Here is a 15,696-nt window from a genome sequence, read left to right on the forward strand (position 1 = left end):
TACTCCCCTAGCATGCTGCCAAATGCGTCTATCGCTGTTTGTGAAAATGCTTCGGCAATGTCGTTTTTTAGTGGGTATTTTGCGCCAAAGCCTGCAGTCCCGAGTTGAAACCAAGTCAGAAGAATTGCGCGAGTTTGCCCTCTGCTTATCGCTTCGTTTTGAATGTTCGGATCATCTAACAGACGTTGAACGTCTTCTGGTTTCGTTAAATCCAGCCCCTTTTCAGTATAAAGATCCGCTGGCGCCTTATATCTTTCCGCTATGCTGGAGGATGTCACGTCAGCAGCGAACACAAAACTCGGATTTACTTTAAAGTATAACGCTAGCCAAAGTGCCGCGGCCTTTGGAGCGTTCTCGCCTGACGTTTCAGTCGACCAAGCAAGAAAACCAACAGGGTTGTTGATGATGGTAGAGCCGATATTCTCGAATGTCTCACCCAATGTTGCACCATCAACAAACATGGAGTTTTGAGCTTCAGTGGCCCAAACAGACTTCGGAGCATTTTTGATGGCTGCTACGTTGTGCCCGATTTTATCCGCGTAATAACGTCTATTTTCGTCATCATCGGTACCGATCATTTCAGCGTACCTAGCGTCAATCAAACGGGCAACTGCACTCAAGATGTTTTGTGGAGCATATTTATAGTACCTGTTGATCGACCAAAATCTACGCTTGCGTGTGTCTTCGATAATTTCATCAAATGTTCTTCGTCGATCGTCATACCGTGTCGACGTGGTGTCAAATAAATGTTGATTATATAGTTGGGCTGTGCCTTCATAAGATCGTATAGCCGTGTTCCATGCCGCTCCCCAGATATCATCAGGCGGTGTGGTTTCTTTGTCTTGTGTACTTTCCGAACCATGGTTTGATAGGTTACGAAGCCTTATCTCATCGATCTCGGACTGAAATTCATCCTCATGGCCAATCAGGAGGTAGAGCGGCGGTTGCTGTTTTCCTGTCACTTGCGCATAGTCTTGTGCGAGCTTGTGCTGTCTCATTATGACATCTGGACTTTCGTCCTCATGGCCGTTTTGGAAGTAGACCGGCCATCCGTGGATGTCTTCTACCCGGATATATTCTAATGGCTCCGTGCGTTGTCCCACTACGGCATCTGGACTTTCGCCTGGTGGTTGCGTAGCTGTAACTGGACCAATGCCGGTTTGCGTGTTTTGCGCTTGCTTTTCCGTGTCTGGCTTATTTTCCACGACATGCCTCTCCTGTTTAAATGAGGCATGATTACCGGTGTGATGGTTGTGGGGACGAAGGGGATGGGCATCGCAGTCGCGCGCAGTTTTATGGGCTGGTTGGCGTTATTGATTTATGCGCTGGCGACCCCGGCATCTGCGCAGTTGGCCCCGGGTGTGCCGCCAGAAGGGTACAAACCTCCAGAATTCTGGAACGGCGTGCGGGCGGGTGACAGTTACGACAAGGTCAAGTCTTTGGCCGGCTGGTATCCATGTGGCGAGACACCGCGGCCGAAATTGTGCACTGACATCAAGGGGCCAGACGGTAAGTCTGAAGTCTACGAACTGGATTTCCGGAATAACAAGGCATTCTTGGGTGCTTATTATATTCTCAGTGCGCAGCCGCTATGGTCCATCTACAAGCGGTTTAATCCCGCGTAGGACGCCAACACCACGCTGTTGGAAATAGTTTCAAAACCAGATTTCATCGATTTTATCAGTGAGAATTACCATGGTAGGGCATCCGGTGTTGCTTCCAGAGCGGCCAGACTTCTGGCACCAGAAAATGACGACAAAATTTACAGCATTTCTTATGTCATGGGACCTTTGATAAAGGGAAGCTACCGCGATCAGCATGCCTACCGGGAAATACTTCCTGCTGAAACGCTTGTGATGAGAGTGGAGAAGTTTCTCTGGAAATCGCAGCCAGCCACGCGTGTTGTAGCGTCATTAAGTCCTGCGGATAGGAAAATATTGTTTCCTGAATATTGCATAGACAATTGCAAATTATGGAAATTGCGCTGAAACGACAGGTACGTCGTTTAATAATGCCAAAAAATGGGGGAAGCACCGATGAGTGATATGGCTGATGACATCATAGCAAAAAGAAACTGGAGAGCGGCAAGACGAGGAGTGCTGTTAAAACTCGCTGTGTTGGCGGCTGTCTCACAACTTGTTGTCATGGTTGTCGTTGGACATGTCCCGGCCAATTATCCCAACATGGGCAGGTATCTGGGAAGTCAGGTCGGCTCCGCAATTGGTTTCTTTCTCTTCGGTTTTGTTGGATTCTTTATTACGCGGTGCATTCGCTACCGTAGCGGTGTGGCAGATGCTGGCCTGATCACCGGGGCAATCTTTATTCTTTTCAATGCCTATGCCGCCATCTCGATCTTGTCGAAACAGTAGGCGCTAATTTTAAACGGCCTCGGACAGTGGTGTCCAAGGCCGTGAATGTCGGGATGTGTTGCGTCGTCCGGTAGGGGGGATTTGCGGGTATTTGTAGCCAATAGGCGCGCTACGTCCTGCTGTTGTCCAAATACATCCGCCGCAACAGGTCATCCATAAACGTCCTGATATCTTTGTTTTTGCTGATGTTATCCTTGTTTACGGTCCCCAGTTCCGCAATGTGGCCATAAAGCTCCCGCTGCAAATCGGCGACGCGCTTGTAGTCTTGCTCCGTCATCTGCGCCGGAGCTTTGACAAAACCGCCATCTTCAAGTCTCTTGAATGTAACGGCCAGAATGCGGCCATGCTCGCGCGCTTTTTGCGGGTCGGTGCGTGCCAGTTCTTTCCAGCGTGTGACGATTGCCCAGTCTTCGTTGGAAAGATTTCGACGATCATTAAACAGATCAGACTGCGCAAATTCCAACGGGTCCTTCGCAAATTGACGCTGCAATTCGTAAAATCTGCGACTGGCTGTTCGTGGTTGCCCGTTTTTTTGTACCGTGTCGCTATGCTCCTGAAGCAATTTTATGCCGAGAGGACCGATGACAGATTGATCTTCAGGCGACATTTTTAAAGGGTCAAACCCGTTGTTTGCGGAAATCTGTGCCATGGCAGATTGCATGAGGTCTTCGCGTCGATCATCAATGTTTTTCTGTCCGGTGGTGTAGTTTGTATCAATTGTCTTGACCGTGGCAGCCCGCTCTTCGGCATCACCAATCGCGTCCAGTCTTTGGTCAAGATAGATAATTCCCGGCATATTATAATTTGCCATCTCTACCCTCTGCGTATCGATATTGCGGGCAGTACGAAATCCGAGCAGTGTCCGGGAACCCGTCACCCTTGTCGACACTTGGCCGGGTTGGCCCTGTCGTCCGGCAATCATCAGAACATTGCCATTTGCATCACGGTCTTGAAAGAAGCCGACCTCGGCAGAGCCATTTTCGCCGGACACAACCACGATATCGCCCGGGCGAGGACTGTTGGTTGCCACGCCAAAATTTAGAAATGCCTTGGCTGAAATAGCCTCCGTATCATCTGCCAGAGGCGAACCAAGAACATTCTTGACGATATCGATAGACCAAGGCGTTGGCACCGCGTTGCCCGTTGCATTCTTGCTGAAGTTGGCAAGCGCTTCGAGTGCAAGATGGCGGCCAGATGTGTAGCGCAGATAATCCACTGTCGTGGTTGGGCGAAGCAGTGCAGGGCTGTCTGGCGGCAACGGTGCGCTGCTGGCAATGTCGGTGGAATTGCGCGTTGCTTTTGCGTTCAGCACAGCGGGTTTCATCCGCTCCTGCAGGGCAGTTTTGTCTTTTTCCAAAAGCCGTTCTGAGTGGTCCTGCATGTATTTTTCCGCCGCGATCGGATCTGTCTCAGCAATACGTGTGACGATCCTGGTAAACGCGTCGGACTGATACTCCGCTATTTTTCGTTCAATGGTTTCCTTGTCCCAGTTCAGCAATGCGCCAGCTCTATCGACTGTATCCGCAACCTTTCCCAGTCTCATTTCGAGTTTGTCGGGCACCAGCCTGTCTTCAACCGCATCATTGATATGACTTTCGATACTGCCGTCGAACGCGTCGATGACGGCGGTTTTCTGCTGCTCAAGGGCATGGTTGATAACGCTCACTCCAGTGTCTCGCCGTGTCTCCTGTGACGAGCGCTCGTAAATGTCGCGTGCGCCCGGCGGCAACCCTTTGCTGATTTCGCCATGTTTCTGCTCGGCCTCTTTTTCAAAAGCGGAACGCGCCTCGATAGCCGCTTTGCCCGTGAGCGATAGAAAACCGCCGGGGCCGTGCAGGGCATTCCGGTTCCAGTTTGAAAATTCAGTCGTGGCCTCTTTTGCCCTGGTCTCGTCATCAAGCTTTTTCAGGCGAAGGGTGGCCGCCTCATTGAGTTTGGTGGCTGCGGTTTCCATGCCCTTGTCAAGGGCCTGCATGCCACGGCCAATGCCCGCACCAAATGCATCGGCATCGGCGCGGGTGGTGAAGTTTTCGGAATATTCGGGGCGAAGCGCAACGCGCTGTTGCGTGTCCTGGTAAAGAGGAACAGTCGGCATTTAAAACCTCACTTGATAAGACCTATTTTTACGGCCTGGTTGTAGGCACTGCCGGCACCGCCCAGAATGGTGCCACCGGCAGACAGGAAACCTTCGGTCTTGGCGGCGCTGGCGCGCATGCGGTCCAGTGTTGCGCCGGCACGCTGGTTGGTCGCCTGCATGTTGTAGGCATAGGCCTCGCGGTGGGCATTGGTGCGAATGTTCAGCGCATCGATCTCGCCCATTTTAGCGGTATCGATAATCGTGTCGAGCGGCGAGCCGAAGGTTAGGTCAACGCCATTGGCGGCCATTGCGGCGCGCTGGCGGCCTGCAAGCTGCGCAGTCTGCATACGTTTCTGCTGCTCTTCCTGCTTGCCGCGCTCCAGCGCGTCCTTTGCCTGTTTGTCGGAAATTTTCGCATTCATTTCCGCAATCTGGGCGTTGTAATTGCTCGCCGCCGCAGTTGCCTTTGATTGCTGGATTTGCCCGGCGGCACCCATCAGGGTGGACCCAATCATCAACGTCAGTCCAAGATCACACATCGGTTGCCTCCATTTCGAAAAGCCGGAATTGATGCCCGCCAATGTCGACCGGCTCGAGCAGCCGGAAACCCAGCCATTCCAGCCAGCGAATGGAAACCGTGTTGCGGGCATCCACAAAGTTTCTCAGCACGGAATAACGCTGCAACAGTTGGTTTGGCCAACCGCTGGAAATGCGCAGAAAGGCGCGGAAGTTTTCTTCCACCGCATCGGTTCCCAGCAGCCAGGGGGCGCCAACACCGGCCAGAATGTTGATGTTGCCCACACCGCCCATCACCTCCGGTTTGCCGTCGAACAGTGCTGTCCAGCAGCAGGAGGATTTGCGGTAGGAGAAGGAAAGGGCGGCAAGGGGTGTATGGCCGGATGCGGCAAAAACCTCATCCCGGTCCGCCTGGCGCATGCGCGCCGCAATGCTGGCAACATGGCAGGGCGTTGCTTTCACGATCTCTATGCTAGCGGCCAAGGGTCACGTCCGGCATCAAGGCAAGAATGGTCATGGGCAACGGGTCAAATTGCTTCACCCACAGGCTGCCGCTGTTGTTCCAGTCCCAATAGGGGGTAATGCGCACATCGCCGGTGTAAAGCTGAATGGCCTCGTTCCAGGCCTCGTCACGGCGTTGTTTATATTCCACCAGCCTGTCACTGTTGCGGTCGCCATCTTCCGGCCCGGTGAATATGCCGCGGGTACCTTCCAGCCGCAGTGTCACCTCGCTGATGGTCTTGGCGCGACCTTGCACAGTGCCAAGCCCCTGAACCTGTCCAAGGTCCAGATCCAGCGTTTCAATCGCTGCCGTCATCGCCAGGCCAATATGCACCTTGGCAGCGGCATTCTGTAATCTCACCGTTCCACCCGTCACGGTCAGGTTGCGCACCACATTGCCATCGGCAAGCGCTACCACCTGCTGACCTTCAAGATGGGATAGCCCGCTTATCGTCTGGGTTGGCGCACCGCTATAGGTCAGGCCGCAATCAACGAAAAACGCGTCCTCCACGCCTGTGAACGAGCGGGTGTGCAGCCGTTCGATATAACGTTTGGTCTGGCCGTTGATGGTGCGACGAACGATGAAATAGGGAACGTCTTCGCCGTTTTCCTCAATCACCGTCACATCTTCAAAAAAGGCGTCGTTGCCACTGCCGCTTTCATGGCGTGTCCAGGCCCAAACGTCCTGTTCTTTCATATAGGTCAGGGATACAAGCGCCCCGTCATCCAGCACCACCCACACGATGGAATCCGGTGCCTGGGCGTAATCCCAGGCGGCAATTTCCCGGTCCTTGAACAGGTGACGGGCCAGAATGGTCAGGTCTTTGCCCACATAGCTGTCCTGCGCATAATCATAGGAAAAGTCTCTGATGACCCCGCCCAGTCGCTGCGCAAACAGCACCGTGTTGCCAACGACGATTGGCTGCACCCGGGCCGCACCACGATACCCCTGGTTATCGAGTTTCAAGGCGGATGGCGAAATCGCATCGGCTGCGGAGCCACCCGTCACAATCCACTCGGAACCGGAGGTCAACAGCAACAGGCCACGCACTGAAATCATCGAGCGTATTTCGTTGACCTGCCGTGCGCGAATACGAAACGTCACCGCATCGCTGGCCTTGGCCGGAGAAGACACACCGAAATTCTCATAATTGGCGGACTGGCTGAGCCATACCGCCTGCGGATCATTTTTTGTCGAGGCAAAGGCCAGCCGCTGTTCGATAAAGGTCACGCAGCGCGGATAGCTGCCAACCTCATTAAACGGGTTTCGGCCGGACTGTGGTGTGTCGGAAAGGTCTGGCGTGATGTTTTCATCGTCGAAGGAAACACCCGTCGTGCCACCAATATAACCATAAACACCATTGTCGTTGCGGTAGAGGATGTAACGCACCGCATTGGGCACAGAAGTCCACACCACGCGGTTGATGCCACCTTGCAGTGACAGGTCGTTGACGACGGACCCGGAGGCAGAAGGCAGGCTTTCCTCGCCACTGTCTGCAACGGCAGATACCACGTAACGATAGGTGGTCGCCACATAGCCTGTCTTGCCGGCCGTATTGCCCGGTGCCGTCACGGTAATTGCGCCCGCTGGCGCATTAATCAGCGGCTTGAATTCAACCGGTGTCAGCGTCCAGTTATCGTCCGCAAGGCGGCCCAGTTTGCGCACCGGGTGGTCAACATGGCAGAGGTAGAGAACATCAGCCTCCTGCACGAAAACCAGATCCTTCACCTCGGCGGATGTGTAGGTCGTCACCACCTCATAAGGCGTGGCACCGGACAGAATGAGACCACCTTCGCGGAAAAATCTGACGTAGTGCTGGCCAAATTCCAGGACATAGGTCTGTTCGGTGTTGAACTGGAATTTGATCAGCCGTGCCGGCTGGGCGCTGTCCTTGATCTCGTGCACGAATTCCAGTCCGGCCCGGTTGGAAACGCCGCCATGCGGATGCACAAACACGTTCAGCGCGGTGCGCAGCCCCGTTGCATATTTGGCGAGATCAATACGCGCGCCAAGGGCAGGGGAAAGCTCACCACCGGTGAAGGAGGGCTGATAAGCGCGAAGATCAGCCATGGCCGCGCACCGTCAGGAAATCGGTAGATGTGTCGGATGTCTGCCTCACCTGATTGACGTCAGCCTGTTCGGCCGCTGCCTGCATGGTTCTGGCAATGGTCAGCGCATCGGCCCTTATCTTCGGGTCTCGTGTCAGCGGCATGGCGAGGCGCACGGCCAGATGCCAGGACAGTGCCTCAATGAACAGCGGTGAAAATCGTGTCGGGTCCGTCAGCCGGGCGGTGTAGCGCAAAAGGCAGGGCGAAAGGTTGCAATACAGCGTTTCCCCTTCGATTTCGTAAGGGTGCAACACCTCACGACCACCGTCATCCATCTGCGCAATGTCCAATGCCCCTGCGCTGGTATCATCCGCATAAAGCGGCCTGATGCCACGCACCTGCAGGCAGTCAGATGGCTGCATATAGGCATGTTTCCACACGCCCGGCTTGTCATTGGTTATTTCGCCCAGCGAAAGCGTTTTTCTGGCCGCTTTCCATGGGTAGGATTGCAACAGCGTATCGCGCGTCTGCGCATAAAACTGGTTGCAGGCGCGGGCCTCCGCGCTTTTTTCCGTCAGATCGTTGATGTTGTCCTTGCCCACATTGGAAAGGGCAAGATTGCAGATAGAAACCACCGAAGCCATGAACCAACCTCATTTGTTGGCCCATGCTTACAAGTGCAATGGTTGTCAGGGTAAAATAGCGGGAAGCTGGCAGAACTGGCACGGCAAAGTATCAGCCGGGCAGGGCGCCGCTGTTCAGTAAAATCGTCGCAGCAAATTTTATCCTGGCATGTGCAGGGTCACGGTCAAAACAGCGCTGTCGCTGTTACACGTAATTGCCGATCTGCCCGATTTTGTACTTGATGTGCAGGTTCGGTATCACGCCAGCCGTGTGCGCTGCGCGATACATGTCACGTGACACGTGGTAAACACCGCCCCAGAACAGGAGGCAGGACAGGGTTGCAATAATGTAGATTTGTACCCGCATGTGTTTATCGTTTCTGATATAATAGGCAAATTTAAGAAACGTGCCGTTTATATCGCTCCTCGCCCCAATATTCTTCTTTGGTGGTCTTGTTTGACCTTCCTGTATTAAACAGACTCATAGCGGTTTGCGGGGCAAATTGCACGAAGAATATGTGTCATATTGGTGCATACTAAAGAACAAGCTTGGCGCCAGTGCCGCACTGCCTGTTAACGAATTGTCGGCCGGTGGTGTTTTGAGATCAACTCATACGTCAGGACATGTCACGATATGTCATTGCATATTGCCTTGCTGATCACCACGTCGCCAGCGGGCTTGCGGTTTGCCAATGTTGACGTCAGCCGTAACGTCAAGCCAATCGACAGCATGGCCTTGACGTAAGGTGTCTGGCACCAGTTTTTTTCCATGTCCCGTCTCGTTTTTTCAGACAGATTGTCGGGCACGGTGAAATGTTTGTAATAGGTCTTATTGCGATAGGTGGCGTGGGTTAAGGTAACGCCATCGCCTGTCGTTTGCGGATTGCTGGACAGTTGCCGTGTCTCATCCGCAGCTCTCTTTTCCATTCTCGTATCGAAGGATGCGCTCCATTCCTCGCACAGTTGGGGATTGGCGGAAACATCTCCCAGAGCCTTGCCTTCCGTGTCGACAAACACTGTTGTCCTCGTCAGACCCAATTCAAAAAGCAATGTAGGGCTTGCCGGATTACAGGTGTTGAACATCTGAAAATCGATGACGCTTTCACTCAGCGTGAAGTCCCTGCTCGATATCTCATAAACAGAAACCAGCCGGTCGGCCTCAGCCTCCATGTGTATTAACGTCATGAGATCACTGACTTGCTGTGGCACCGGGGTCTGCAGCACGATCTGTTTCAGCATCGGTTCGAAGTCGAAGCTGCCTGCGCACCCGCTGTTGCCCACAATGTCGCTGACAGGCTTATCAACCGTGTCGCTCGCTGCGTCCTTGGCGGCATCGCTGAAAGTATCGCTTGTACTGTCGATGTTTTGGACTGCGGGTTGCTTCTTGGCAGTCTTTTTGACTGTTGCGCCAGTCTTGTTGGCTGTCATGCCAGTCCCGGTGGTCTGGCTTGCAACCTCGTCGAGGTGCTTTTCCATGGTTTTGCCGGTGGCAAATAACATAAGCCCGAGGAAAACGATGGCTGCGCTCGCAATAAACCCGCCTGAGCCAGTCTTTTTCGGGGTCGTTGATTTGGTGAACAGAAGAAAGAGGTTCGCAATCGGAATAACAGAAAGAAACCACAGACCCCTCGTGTCATAGGCATCATTCGCGCGTGCCGCTGAAAATATGCCAAACAACCCACCGGACAGCGCGATACACACGAAATAGCTGCCAATTATTTGCCCGGAGTAACCGCCGTGTATCGCAGTCGGCAAATCAGTCAGGATAAAAACGCTGCCGACCATCAAAACATACGTAAACCCAAGCGACAGAAAATAGGGGGCTCTGCGCAGCTTCCATTCGAATTTGGTCGCCGCGACCGCAAGCCCAGCCGAGGCAGCGAATATTGCCCAGACCAGCAGATAGATCTTGGTGTCACCCAGCGTCATTATTTGATATGCCAGTTCTTCCATGCCGCCAGTCCCCCAATTCAAAGTTGTGGTAATCCTTGGGTCGAAGAAGCGCAAGCCCTTGAAAATAGGCGAGGTATCGCCCGCCTCAAATCGCGCCTGTCGCCGTGGCCGTATCAAGGCAATCGACGTGTCTCACCCAAACGGGTGATGTGCCGTTATGTGCCAGCGGCTAAAGCGCCCACCATATTGTGAGGGGTTTTAGAGTTTCCCATTTTAGCAGTCGCGCCCCGGCCATGGTTTGTGGTCGGGGCTTTTTTTTACTGATGTGGCGCAGTGCGCGGCCGCATTGCATTCCCATCTGATTGTATCCACGCTCGCAGCCGGGTAGCATGGCAGCGTAATACCGCAAATCAGCAGGACAGGCCCATGCCGCCACTCAAACCCCAGCCCAGGATCAGACTGTCGCGCCTGCGTGATATCGGCTGGTCGAATTGGGATCCGATTGGTCTGCTCGGTCTCGGCAAACGCTGGGATGATGAAAGCGCGAAATCCTCTGCGGATGAATATGACAGCTATCTGATCGCGGCTGCCGGCATGCTGAGACGTGGCGTGCCGGATCATGAGGTCGTTGTGTATCTCGCCGAGATTGAAACCGACCATATGGCCATGACCGAACAGCCCGATACCGTGGCGCGTGCTCAGGCAACGGTGGCTGCCCTCAAGGCGGCGAAGGATTTGTGGACGGATCCGGCCTAGCCGCACCGAATGCTTAAAACGGTTTCAACCCAACCAGCAGCACGATCAAAACCTCAAAAATGATGACGCCGGTGACCGCGTGTCGCAACGCGCCGGGCAGGGTGCGCTCCGGCTTGGCAACCAGCCGGCGCAGATTACCGGACAAGGTGCCATGTATGCCGGAAAGCAGAAAAACCAGCGCAAATTTCGCGAGAAACCACGGTTCGGAAAACCAGCCGCCCATCATGGCCAGTGTCAGGCCCAGCGCCCAGACGCCAAACATTGCCGGCGTGGTGACGCGCTGGTCGTAGCGATGGACAGCTGCAAAAAATTGCGGATCTTGTTTTTCGCTATCTGCGTTGGCGGAGCGCAGTGTCACTGCCACCACCAGCATGCCACCGGTCCATATCAACACGGCAATGATATGTAGAACTTTCAGCAGCTGATAATCCATCGGTTCACCCCTGAATGCCGGCAGCAAGCGCGGTCTGCCGCCGCGCCAGAATACGCTCATTCACGAAAGCGCCAAAGGGTATCATGGCGGCAATCACCATCTGCAGTTTCTGCCTGCTGGGCCACTCGCTGCCCGCCACAGTGTTCAGCAGCATCCAGACATAGGTCATGAAAGCCAGACCATGGATCGGCCCCATGATCTTGGTTGCCATCGGCAGTCCGGCCAGATGTTTCAGCGGCACCGCCACCAGCAAAAGCACCAGCAGCGTTGTGCCTTCCAGCAGGGAAACCACGCGCAAACGGCGAAGGGCGGCCAGCTCTTCCGATGTATCTTGCGCCAACATCAGCCCACGTCCTTCAGCAGCTTTTCAACCTCGCCAAGCCGTGCTTCGGTGGCCGCGGTTTTCGCCTGTAACGCCACCAGCACTGCCGTCTGCTGTTCCTGCGCGGCAACGGCCCGTTCGGCAAGTTTCCGGTAGGCCTCGTTATCCAGGTGTGTCAGCCGTGCCGTCCGGCCCGCAACGAAATATTTCATCGCGAAGATCAGCAGGATCGTCGCCAGCAGCAGCGCCGGCAAGGTAAAGAAATCGAAGTTGACACGGCCCATGGCTGATCCTTTCACGTCTCGGTTTTATTGGCTGCATCGCACAGCGAAAGTGCTGCCGCTGCAATGGCTTGCGGGGTCAGCGTCACGGAAAATGCAGTCGGTTCGTAATAATTCAGTGCTTTGCCATCGGGGGCGATCTCATGCTGGCCACGGACAAGTCCTGCTTCCTCAAGCTTGCGAAGATGAAGATGGGTCAATGGGCGGCTCAGCCCAATGTCGCGGGCAAGTTGGCTCACATAGATCCGGCCCTCATTTTGCAGGGCGGCAATAATGCGCAGGCGGTGGGGGTTGGCCAACGCTGCAAGCATCATCAGTAACTGGTCGCCATTACAGTGATTCACAATTCACCCCACCTGTCAGAAATTTCTTACATGTGAGAAACGCAACCTGTCAATAATTTCTTACGGGTAGTGGCGCGGCAAGAGAATATCCGTTCCGGGATTTGCAATGAGATGGCGATGGGAAAGGGCGATTTTATCGCCGCACGGCATATTCGGAACTCATGAGCGAAAAGGTTTGACCTACCTCGCGCATACCGGTCCGCATCATTTCAAACATCTTGGCCTGCGTGTCACTGTCGAGTTTTTCCGGCAGGAATTTTCTATGAACGAGTACTGTGCGTGCGACCCATGCAATGGTCAGGTCACTATCAGCTGCCTGTTTTCCATTCTCTTCGTTGACCTGCTGGCGCTCTCTATCGAGCGTGAAAGAGATTTCTTTAAGATCATTCATTCCGACGACGGTCAGTGTCTCGCCCTTTTTCTGCGGGAAACCGCGTATATTTTGTTCCGTACTTTCGATCGTAAGCATCATGTTGGTGAGCGCGCGGTGCTGTTTCGTATGGCGATACTCAGGGCCGCATGTGCGGTCGAAAAACGAAATGGCGCATAGATAGGCGAGTTGGCATGCCAGCTTTTCTGTTATGAATTTTCGCATTTGAGCTAATTCGTGCAGCACGTCTTGGTCGCTGTATATGTCGCCATTTTCTTTGAGTTGGGGACAAACCTCTGGCAACGCCTCGAGAAAATGTGCGCGTAGTCGCATGACGCATGGGAAGCCGAGAATAGACTGAAGATTGAGCATGGGTAGATACTTTGCGTGGTCGATGACAATTGTCTCGGTAGGCTCTGTTTGTCTCGACGCACTAAGCTTTGGAAGTTCGGGAAGGTATTTGTGGTAAGAATCACGCAGCAGCAGTGCGTTCGTCAATGCCAGCATCACCCAGCAGAACAGGCCAAGCGACGTGTAGATGAATTCGTAGCGTAAGGCGACAATGGCTCCAAGCCCGCCTGCAGCCACAGTCCATAATACAAACCTGCGATCGACTGGAGAGGTCTTGTTTTTCCTGACCCACAAAATCGGCAGGATTGGGCCGGAATTCAACAGCGGCCATACCAGGGGAAGCGCAGAAAAGCTCTCTGGTCCCCAGATTTCGCTAGCAATCAAGTAAGCCAACTGCAGGCTCAGGACAGCCCATGCTGCCATGATCAGATAAAAAACGTTTGCATTCCCGGCTTTAAACATTCCGCCCCCAAACTGTTCTCGTGCAATATGGCGGCTGCTCCTTACAAATTCGGAAACATTGCAATGGGTTAGATTGCATCATTGGAAGGCGGTTGTGCGTGCAACCGCCTCGCCATTGCGTCAGACTGTCAGGGGTGGCGAACTGGATCAGACAGAACGCGTCAGGCCGCCATCCACCTTCAGGTTCTGGCCGGTAATGTAACCCGCACCTTCGGATGCCAGGAAGGAAATGGTCGCGGCAATTTCATCGCTGGTGCCATAACGTTTCATCGGCACCATGTCACGGCGTTCTTCCGTGGCCGGCAGGCTGTCTATCCAGCCCGGCAGCACATTGTTGATGCGGATATTGTCGCCCGCGTAGGCGTCGGCGTAGATCTTGGTATAGGAGGCAAGGCCGGCACGAAACACCGCTGAGGTCGGGAACATCGCTGCCGGTTCAAAGGCCCACGCGGTTGAAATATTGACGATCGCGCCGGATTTCTGCCCCTGCATGATCGGCGTCACAAGCCGCACCGGGCGGATCACATTCATCAAGTACACATCAAGACCGGTGTGCCACTGCTCGTCGGTAATCTCGGTAATCGGTGCACGCGGCCCGTGACCGGCACTGTTGACCAGCACGTCAACACGGCCCCATTTCTTCATGGTCGCGTCGACCAGTCTTTTCAGGTCGTCATTGGACTGGTTGGATCCAGTCACACCAATGCCGCCCAGTTCCGCGGCCAGTGCCTCGCCCTTGCCGGAGGAGGAAAGAATGGCAACCTTGAAACCATCGGCCGCCAGGCGTCTTGCCGCAGCTGCACCCATGCCGCTGCCGCCTGCGGTAATAATTGCCGTTTTTTCTACTGCCATGGTCATTTCCTTCCAGAATAGGCGCTTCAATGTCACGTGATGCAAAGACGTATCATTGCCAGCTCGCCCTAAGCCAGTCAGTTCTTTTGAATTCTGACGATAGAAATTTTGCAGACACTGCGTGTTGACTCATTATTAGGCGCCATACTATATGCCGCCATATGGATATTCTTGAACAAAAACACCTGAGCCTGCTGGACGAGGCGAAACGTCGTGGCCAGTCTGATCTTGGCACTATGCGGCTGTGTTTTGAGGTTCTGTCACTGGCCTCAGCCATTGACCGTTCCTGCGCCCTGCGCCTTGCGGAGCACAATCTGTCGGAAGGCAAATTTGTCGTGCTGTTCCTGCTGCGTGACCTTGTCCAAGGCCTCGCAGCCCATGAACTTGCGACGCGCGCCGGCGTCACCCGCGCCACCATCACCGGCCTGCTGGACGGGTTGGAGCGGGATGGTTTTCTTGCCCGCCACAGTGACATCAATGATCGCCGTAAGGTCTCGGTTCGGCTGACAGAGAAAGGCCAGACGCTGGCCGATCAGCTGTTCGATCAACACAGTCAGTGGATAGCCTCCCTGTTTTCCAGCCTGAATGGGCAGGAGCGCGAGCTTCTCAGCAGCTTATTACAGCGTGTCTGGCAGGGGCTTGATATCGCCCCGGAGCAGGGCAGTGACCAGTCATGAAAGGCCAGACCATGACAGGCCAGACCATGACAGGTAAGGTCGTAACGGCAAGGCGTGTTGCCGATATCTCCCCGGCACGTCTGGCACAGCTCGATTCCGGCACGGTCGAAGCAACAACGCTGACTGAATGTCTGGCCGTTGATTTCGCGGTGCTGATGCAGGCCGCTTTGCCTGACATGGGGCAGGGCGCGCTTGCCCAGATGGACCATGCTGCGCCTGACGGCATTTCCAAACGCATGCCGCTTGCCGCACGGCTGATCCTTGCGCGTTACGGCCCACAAAAGCTGGTCGAACTGAGCCAGCACCCTTCCGATACGTTGCGGGGCTGGGCCTGTTTTATGGTCGGTGCGGTTGAGGGCCATTCTCTGACTGAACGGCTGGACATGATCCGCCCCTTGGCGGATGACTCTCATTTCGGTGTGCGTGAATGGGCTTGGATGGCGCTTCGCCCCCATGTCGCGGCCGATCTCGACACTGCCATTGCGCTTCTATCCAGCTGGACGTCAGAACCCTCTGAACGGCTGCGCCGTTTTGCCAGCGAAACCACCCGGCCGCGTGGCGTGTGGTGTGCCCATCTTGGCGCGCTGCGTACAGCGCCGTCGCTGGCGTTGCCCATTCTTGAGCCCTTGCGGGCAGATCCGGCGCTTTACGTGCAGGATTCGGTCGGCAATTGGCTGAATGATGCCGCCAAGGACCAGCCGGATTGGGTGCGTGATCTCTGCTCCGGCTGGCAGCAGGCGTCACCGGTGCCAGCCACGCTGCGCATCTGCAAACGCGCCCAACGGTCGCTAAACCGCAAAATCTGACACTCACAACAATG

General features: G+C 54.6%; 20 protein-coding genes. 6 read left to right on the forward strand and 14 right to left on the reverse strand.

The window, feature by feature from the left end; genetic code table 11:
* The coding region (locus tag RT613_RS14450; protein ID WP_313616371.1) for a hypothetical protein at positions 1-1,205 on the reverse strand (1,205 nt) is incomplete at its 3' end.
* 63 nt (positions 1,206-1,268) lie between these two features.
* Between RT613_RS14450 and RT613_RS14455 the strand changes: the two genes are divergently transcribed.
* Genes RT613_RS14455 through RT613_RS14465 form a run of 3 tightly spaced genes read left to right on the forward strand, consistent with a single transcriptional unit; the run spans position 1,269 to position 2,369 of the window.
* Positions 1,269-1,625, forward strand: coding sequence for a hypothetical protein (locus RT613_RS14455; RefSeq protein ID WP_313616373.1), 357 nt, complete (start codon positions 1,269-1,271; stop codon positions 1,623-1,625).
* Positions 1,626-1,643: 18 nt separating this feature from the next.
* A complete protein-coding gene (locus tag RT613_RS14460; RefSeq protein ID WP_313616375.1) occupies positions 1,644-1,988 on the forward strand; it encodes a hypothetical protein in 345 nt (114 codons plus the stop codon).
* Between the two features lie 48 nt (positions 1,989-2,036).
* Positions 2,037-2,369, forward strand: a complete 333-nt coding sequence (locus tag RT613_RS14465; RefSeq protein ID WP_313616377.1) for a hypothetical protein — start codon at positions 2,037-2,039, stop codon at positions 2,367-2,369.
* 109 nt (positions 2,370-2,478) lie between these two features.
* Here the strand turns inward: RT613_RS14465 and RT613_RS14470 are convergent, their stop codons facing one another.
* The 7 genes from RT613_RS14470 to RT613_RS14500 form a co-directional block, all read right to left on the reverse strand.
* Positions 2,479-4,464 carry a hypothetical protein gene (locus RT613_RS14470; protein WP_313616379.1) on the reverse strand — a complete coding sequence of 662 codons (1,986 nt, stop codon included), beginning with the start codon at positions 4,462-4,464 and terminating at the stop codon, positions 2,479-2,481.
* Positions 4,465-4,472: 8 nt separating this feature from the next.
* Positions 4,473-4,985 carry a hypothetical protein gene (locus RT613_RS14475; protein WP_313616381.1) on the reverse strand — a complete coding sequence of 171 codons (513 nt, stop codon included), beginning with the start codon at positions 4,983-4,985 and terminating at the stop codon, positions 4,473-4,475.
* Entirely contained in the window at positions 4,978-5,445 is a 468-nt protein-coding gene (locus RT613_RS14480) for a hypothetical protein (RefSeq protein WP_313616382.1), read from the reverse strand. The genes RT613_RS14475 and RT613_RS14480 overlap by 8 nt, the downstream gene beginning before the upstream one ends.
* The gene (locus RT613_RS14485) at positions 5,435-7,534 is read right to left on the reverse strand and encodes a hypothetical protein (RefSeq protein ID WP_313616384.1); all 2,100 of its coding nucleotides are present in this window, start codon (positions 7,532-7,534) and stop codon (positions 5,435-5,437) included. Before RT613_RS14485 ends, RT613_RS14480 begins: the two co-directional genes overlap by 11 nt.
* A complete protein-coding gene (locus RT613_RS14490; protein ID WP_313616385.1) occupies positions 7,527-8,156 on the reverse strand; it encodes a hypothetical protein in 630 nt (209 codons plus the stop codon). Before RT613_RS14490 ends, RT613_RS14485 begins: the two co-directional genes overlap by 8 nt.
* Before the next feature lie 184 nt (positions 8,157-8,340).
* On the reverse strand, positions 8,341-8,502 hold the full coding sequence (locus RT613_RS14495) for a hypothetical protein (protein WP_313616386.1): 162 nt from the start codon (positions 8,500-8,502) through the stop codon (positions 8,341-8,343).
* A gap of 260 nt (positions 8,503-8,762) precedes the next feature.
* On the reverse strand, positions 8,763-10,088 hold the full coding sequence (locus RT613_RS14500) for a hypothetical protein (protein ID WP_313616387.1): 1,326 nt from the start codon (positions 10,086-10,088) through the stop codon (positions 8,763-8,765).
* Positions 10,089-10,454: 366 nt separating this feature from the next.
* Here RT613_RS14500 and RT613_RS14505 point away from each other — a divergent pair, with 366 nt between their 5' ends.
* A complete protein-coding gene (locus tag RT613_RS14505) occupies positions 10,455-10,784 on the forward strand; it encodes a hypothetical protein (RefSeq protein ID WP_313616389.1) in 330 nt (109 codons plus the stop codon).
* Positions 10,785-10,797: 13 nt separating this feature from the next.
* Here the strand turns inward: RT613_RS14505 and RT613_RS14510 are convergent, their stop codons facing one another.
* From RT613_RS14510 to RT613_RS14535, 6 genes are all read right to left on the reverse strand, one after another.
* Complete coding sequence (locus tag RT613_RS14510; RefSeq protein ID WP_313616391.1) at positions 10,798-11,217, reverse strand: CopD family protein; 420 nt, start codon at positions 11,215-11,217, stop codon at positions 10,798-10,800.
* Positions 11,218-11,221: 4 nt separating this feature from the next.
* Complete coding sequence (locus RT613_RS14515; protein WP_313616392.1) at positions 11,222-11,560, reverse strand: DUF3817 domain-containing protein; 339 nt, start codon at positions 11,558-11,560, stop codon at positions 11,222-11,224.
* Positions 11,560-11,823 carry a hypothetical protein gene (locus RT613_RS14520; protein WP_192491293.1) on the reverse strand — a complete coding sequence of 88 codons (264 nt, stop codon included), beginning with the start codon at positions 11,821-11,823 and terminating at the stop codon, positions 11,560-11,562. The genes RT613_RS14515 and RT613_RS14520 overlap by 1 nt, the downstream gene beginning before the upstream one ends.
* Before the next feature lie 11 nt (positions 11,824-11,834).
* Positions 11,835-12,164: a winged helix-turn-helix domain-containing protein gene (locus tag RT613_RS14525; protein WP_313616394.1), complete on the reverse strand. Its 330-nt coding sequence runs from the start codon at positions 12,162-12,164 to the stop codon at positions 11,835-11,837.
* Between the two features lie 133 nt (positions 12,165-12,297).
* Positions 12,298-13,347, reverse strand: coding sequence for a hypothetical protein (locus tag RT613_RS14530; RefSeq protein ID WP_313616396.1), 1,050 nt, complete (start codon positions 13,345-13,347; stop codon positions 12,298-12,300).
* Positions 13,348-13,494: 147 nt separating this feature from the next.
* Complete coding sequence (locus RT613_RS14535; protein WP_313616398.1) at positions 13,495-14,199, reverse strand: SDR family oxidoreductase; 705 nt, start codon at positions 14,197-14,199, stop codon at positions 13,495-13,497.
* A 161-nt stretch (positions 14,200-14,360) separates the two neighbouring features.
* On the opposite strand from RT613_RS14535, the gene RT613_RS14540 reads away from it, so the two are divergent.
* Both RT613_RS14540 and RT613_RS14545 read left to right on the forward strand, forming a co-directional pair.
* Positions 14,361-14,876: a MarR family transcriptional regulator gene (locus tag RT613_RS14540; RefSeq protein WP_313616400.1), complete on the forward strand. Its 516-nt coding sequence runs from the start codon at positions 14,361-14,363 to the stop codon at positions 14,874-14,876.
* The gene (locus tag RT613_RS14545) at positions 14,873-15,682 is read left to right on the forward strand and encodes a DNA alkylation repair protein (RefSeq protein WP_313616402.1); all 810 of its coding nucleotides are present in this window, start codon (positions 14,873-14,875) and stop codon (positions 15,680-15,682) included. Before RT613_RS14540 ends, RT613_RS14545 begins: the two co-directional genes overlap by 4 nt.
* Positions 15,683-15,696: the final 14 nt, after the last annotated feature.

Source organism: Agrobacterium sp. (genome assembly GCF_032092815.1).
In the GTDB taxonomy this organism is placed as follows: domain Bacteria; phylum Pseudomonadota; class Alphaproteobacteria; order Rhizobiales; family Rhizobiaceae; genus Agrobacterium.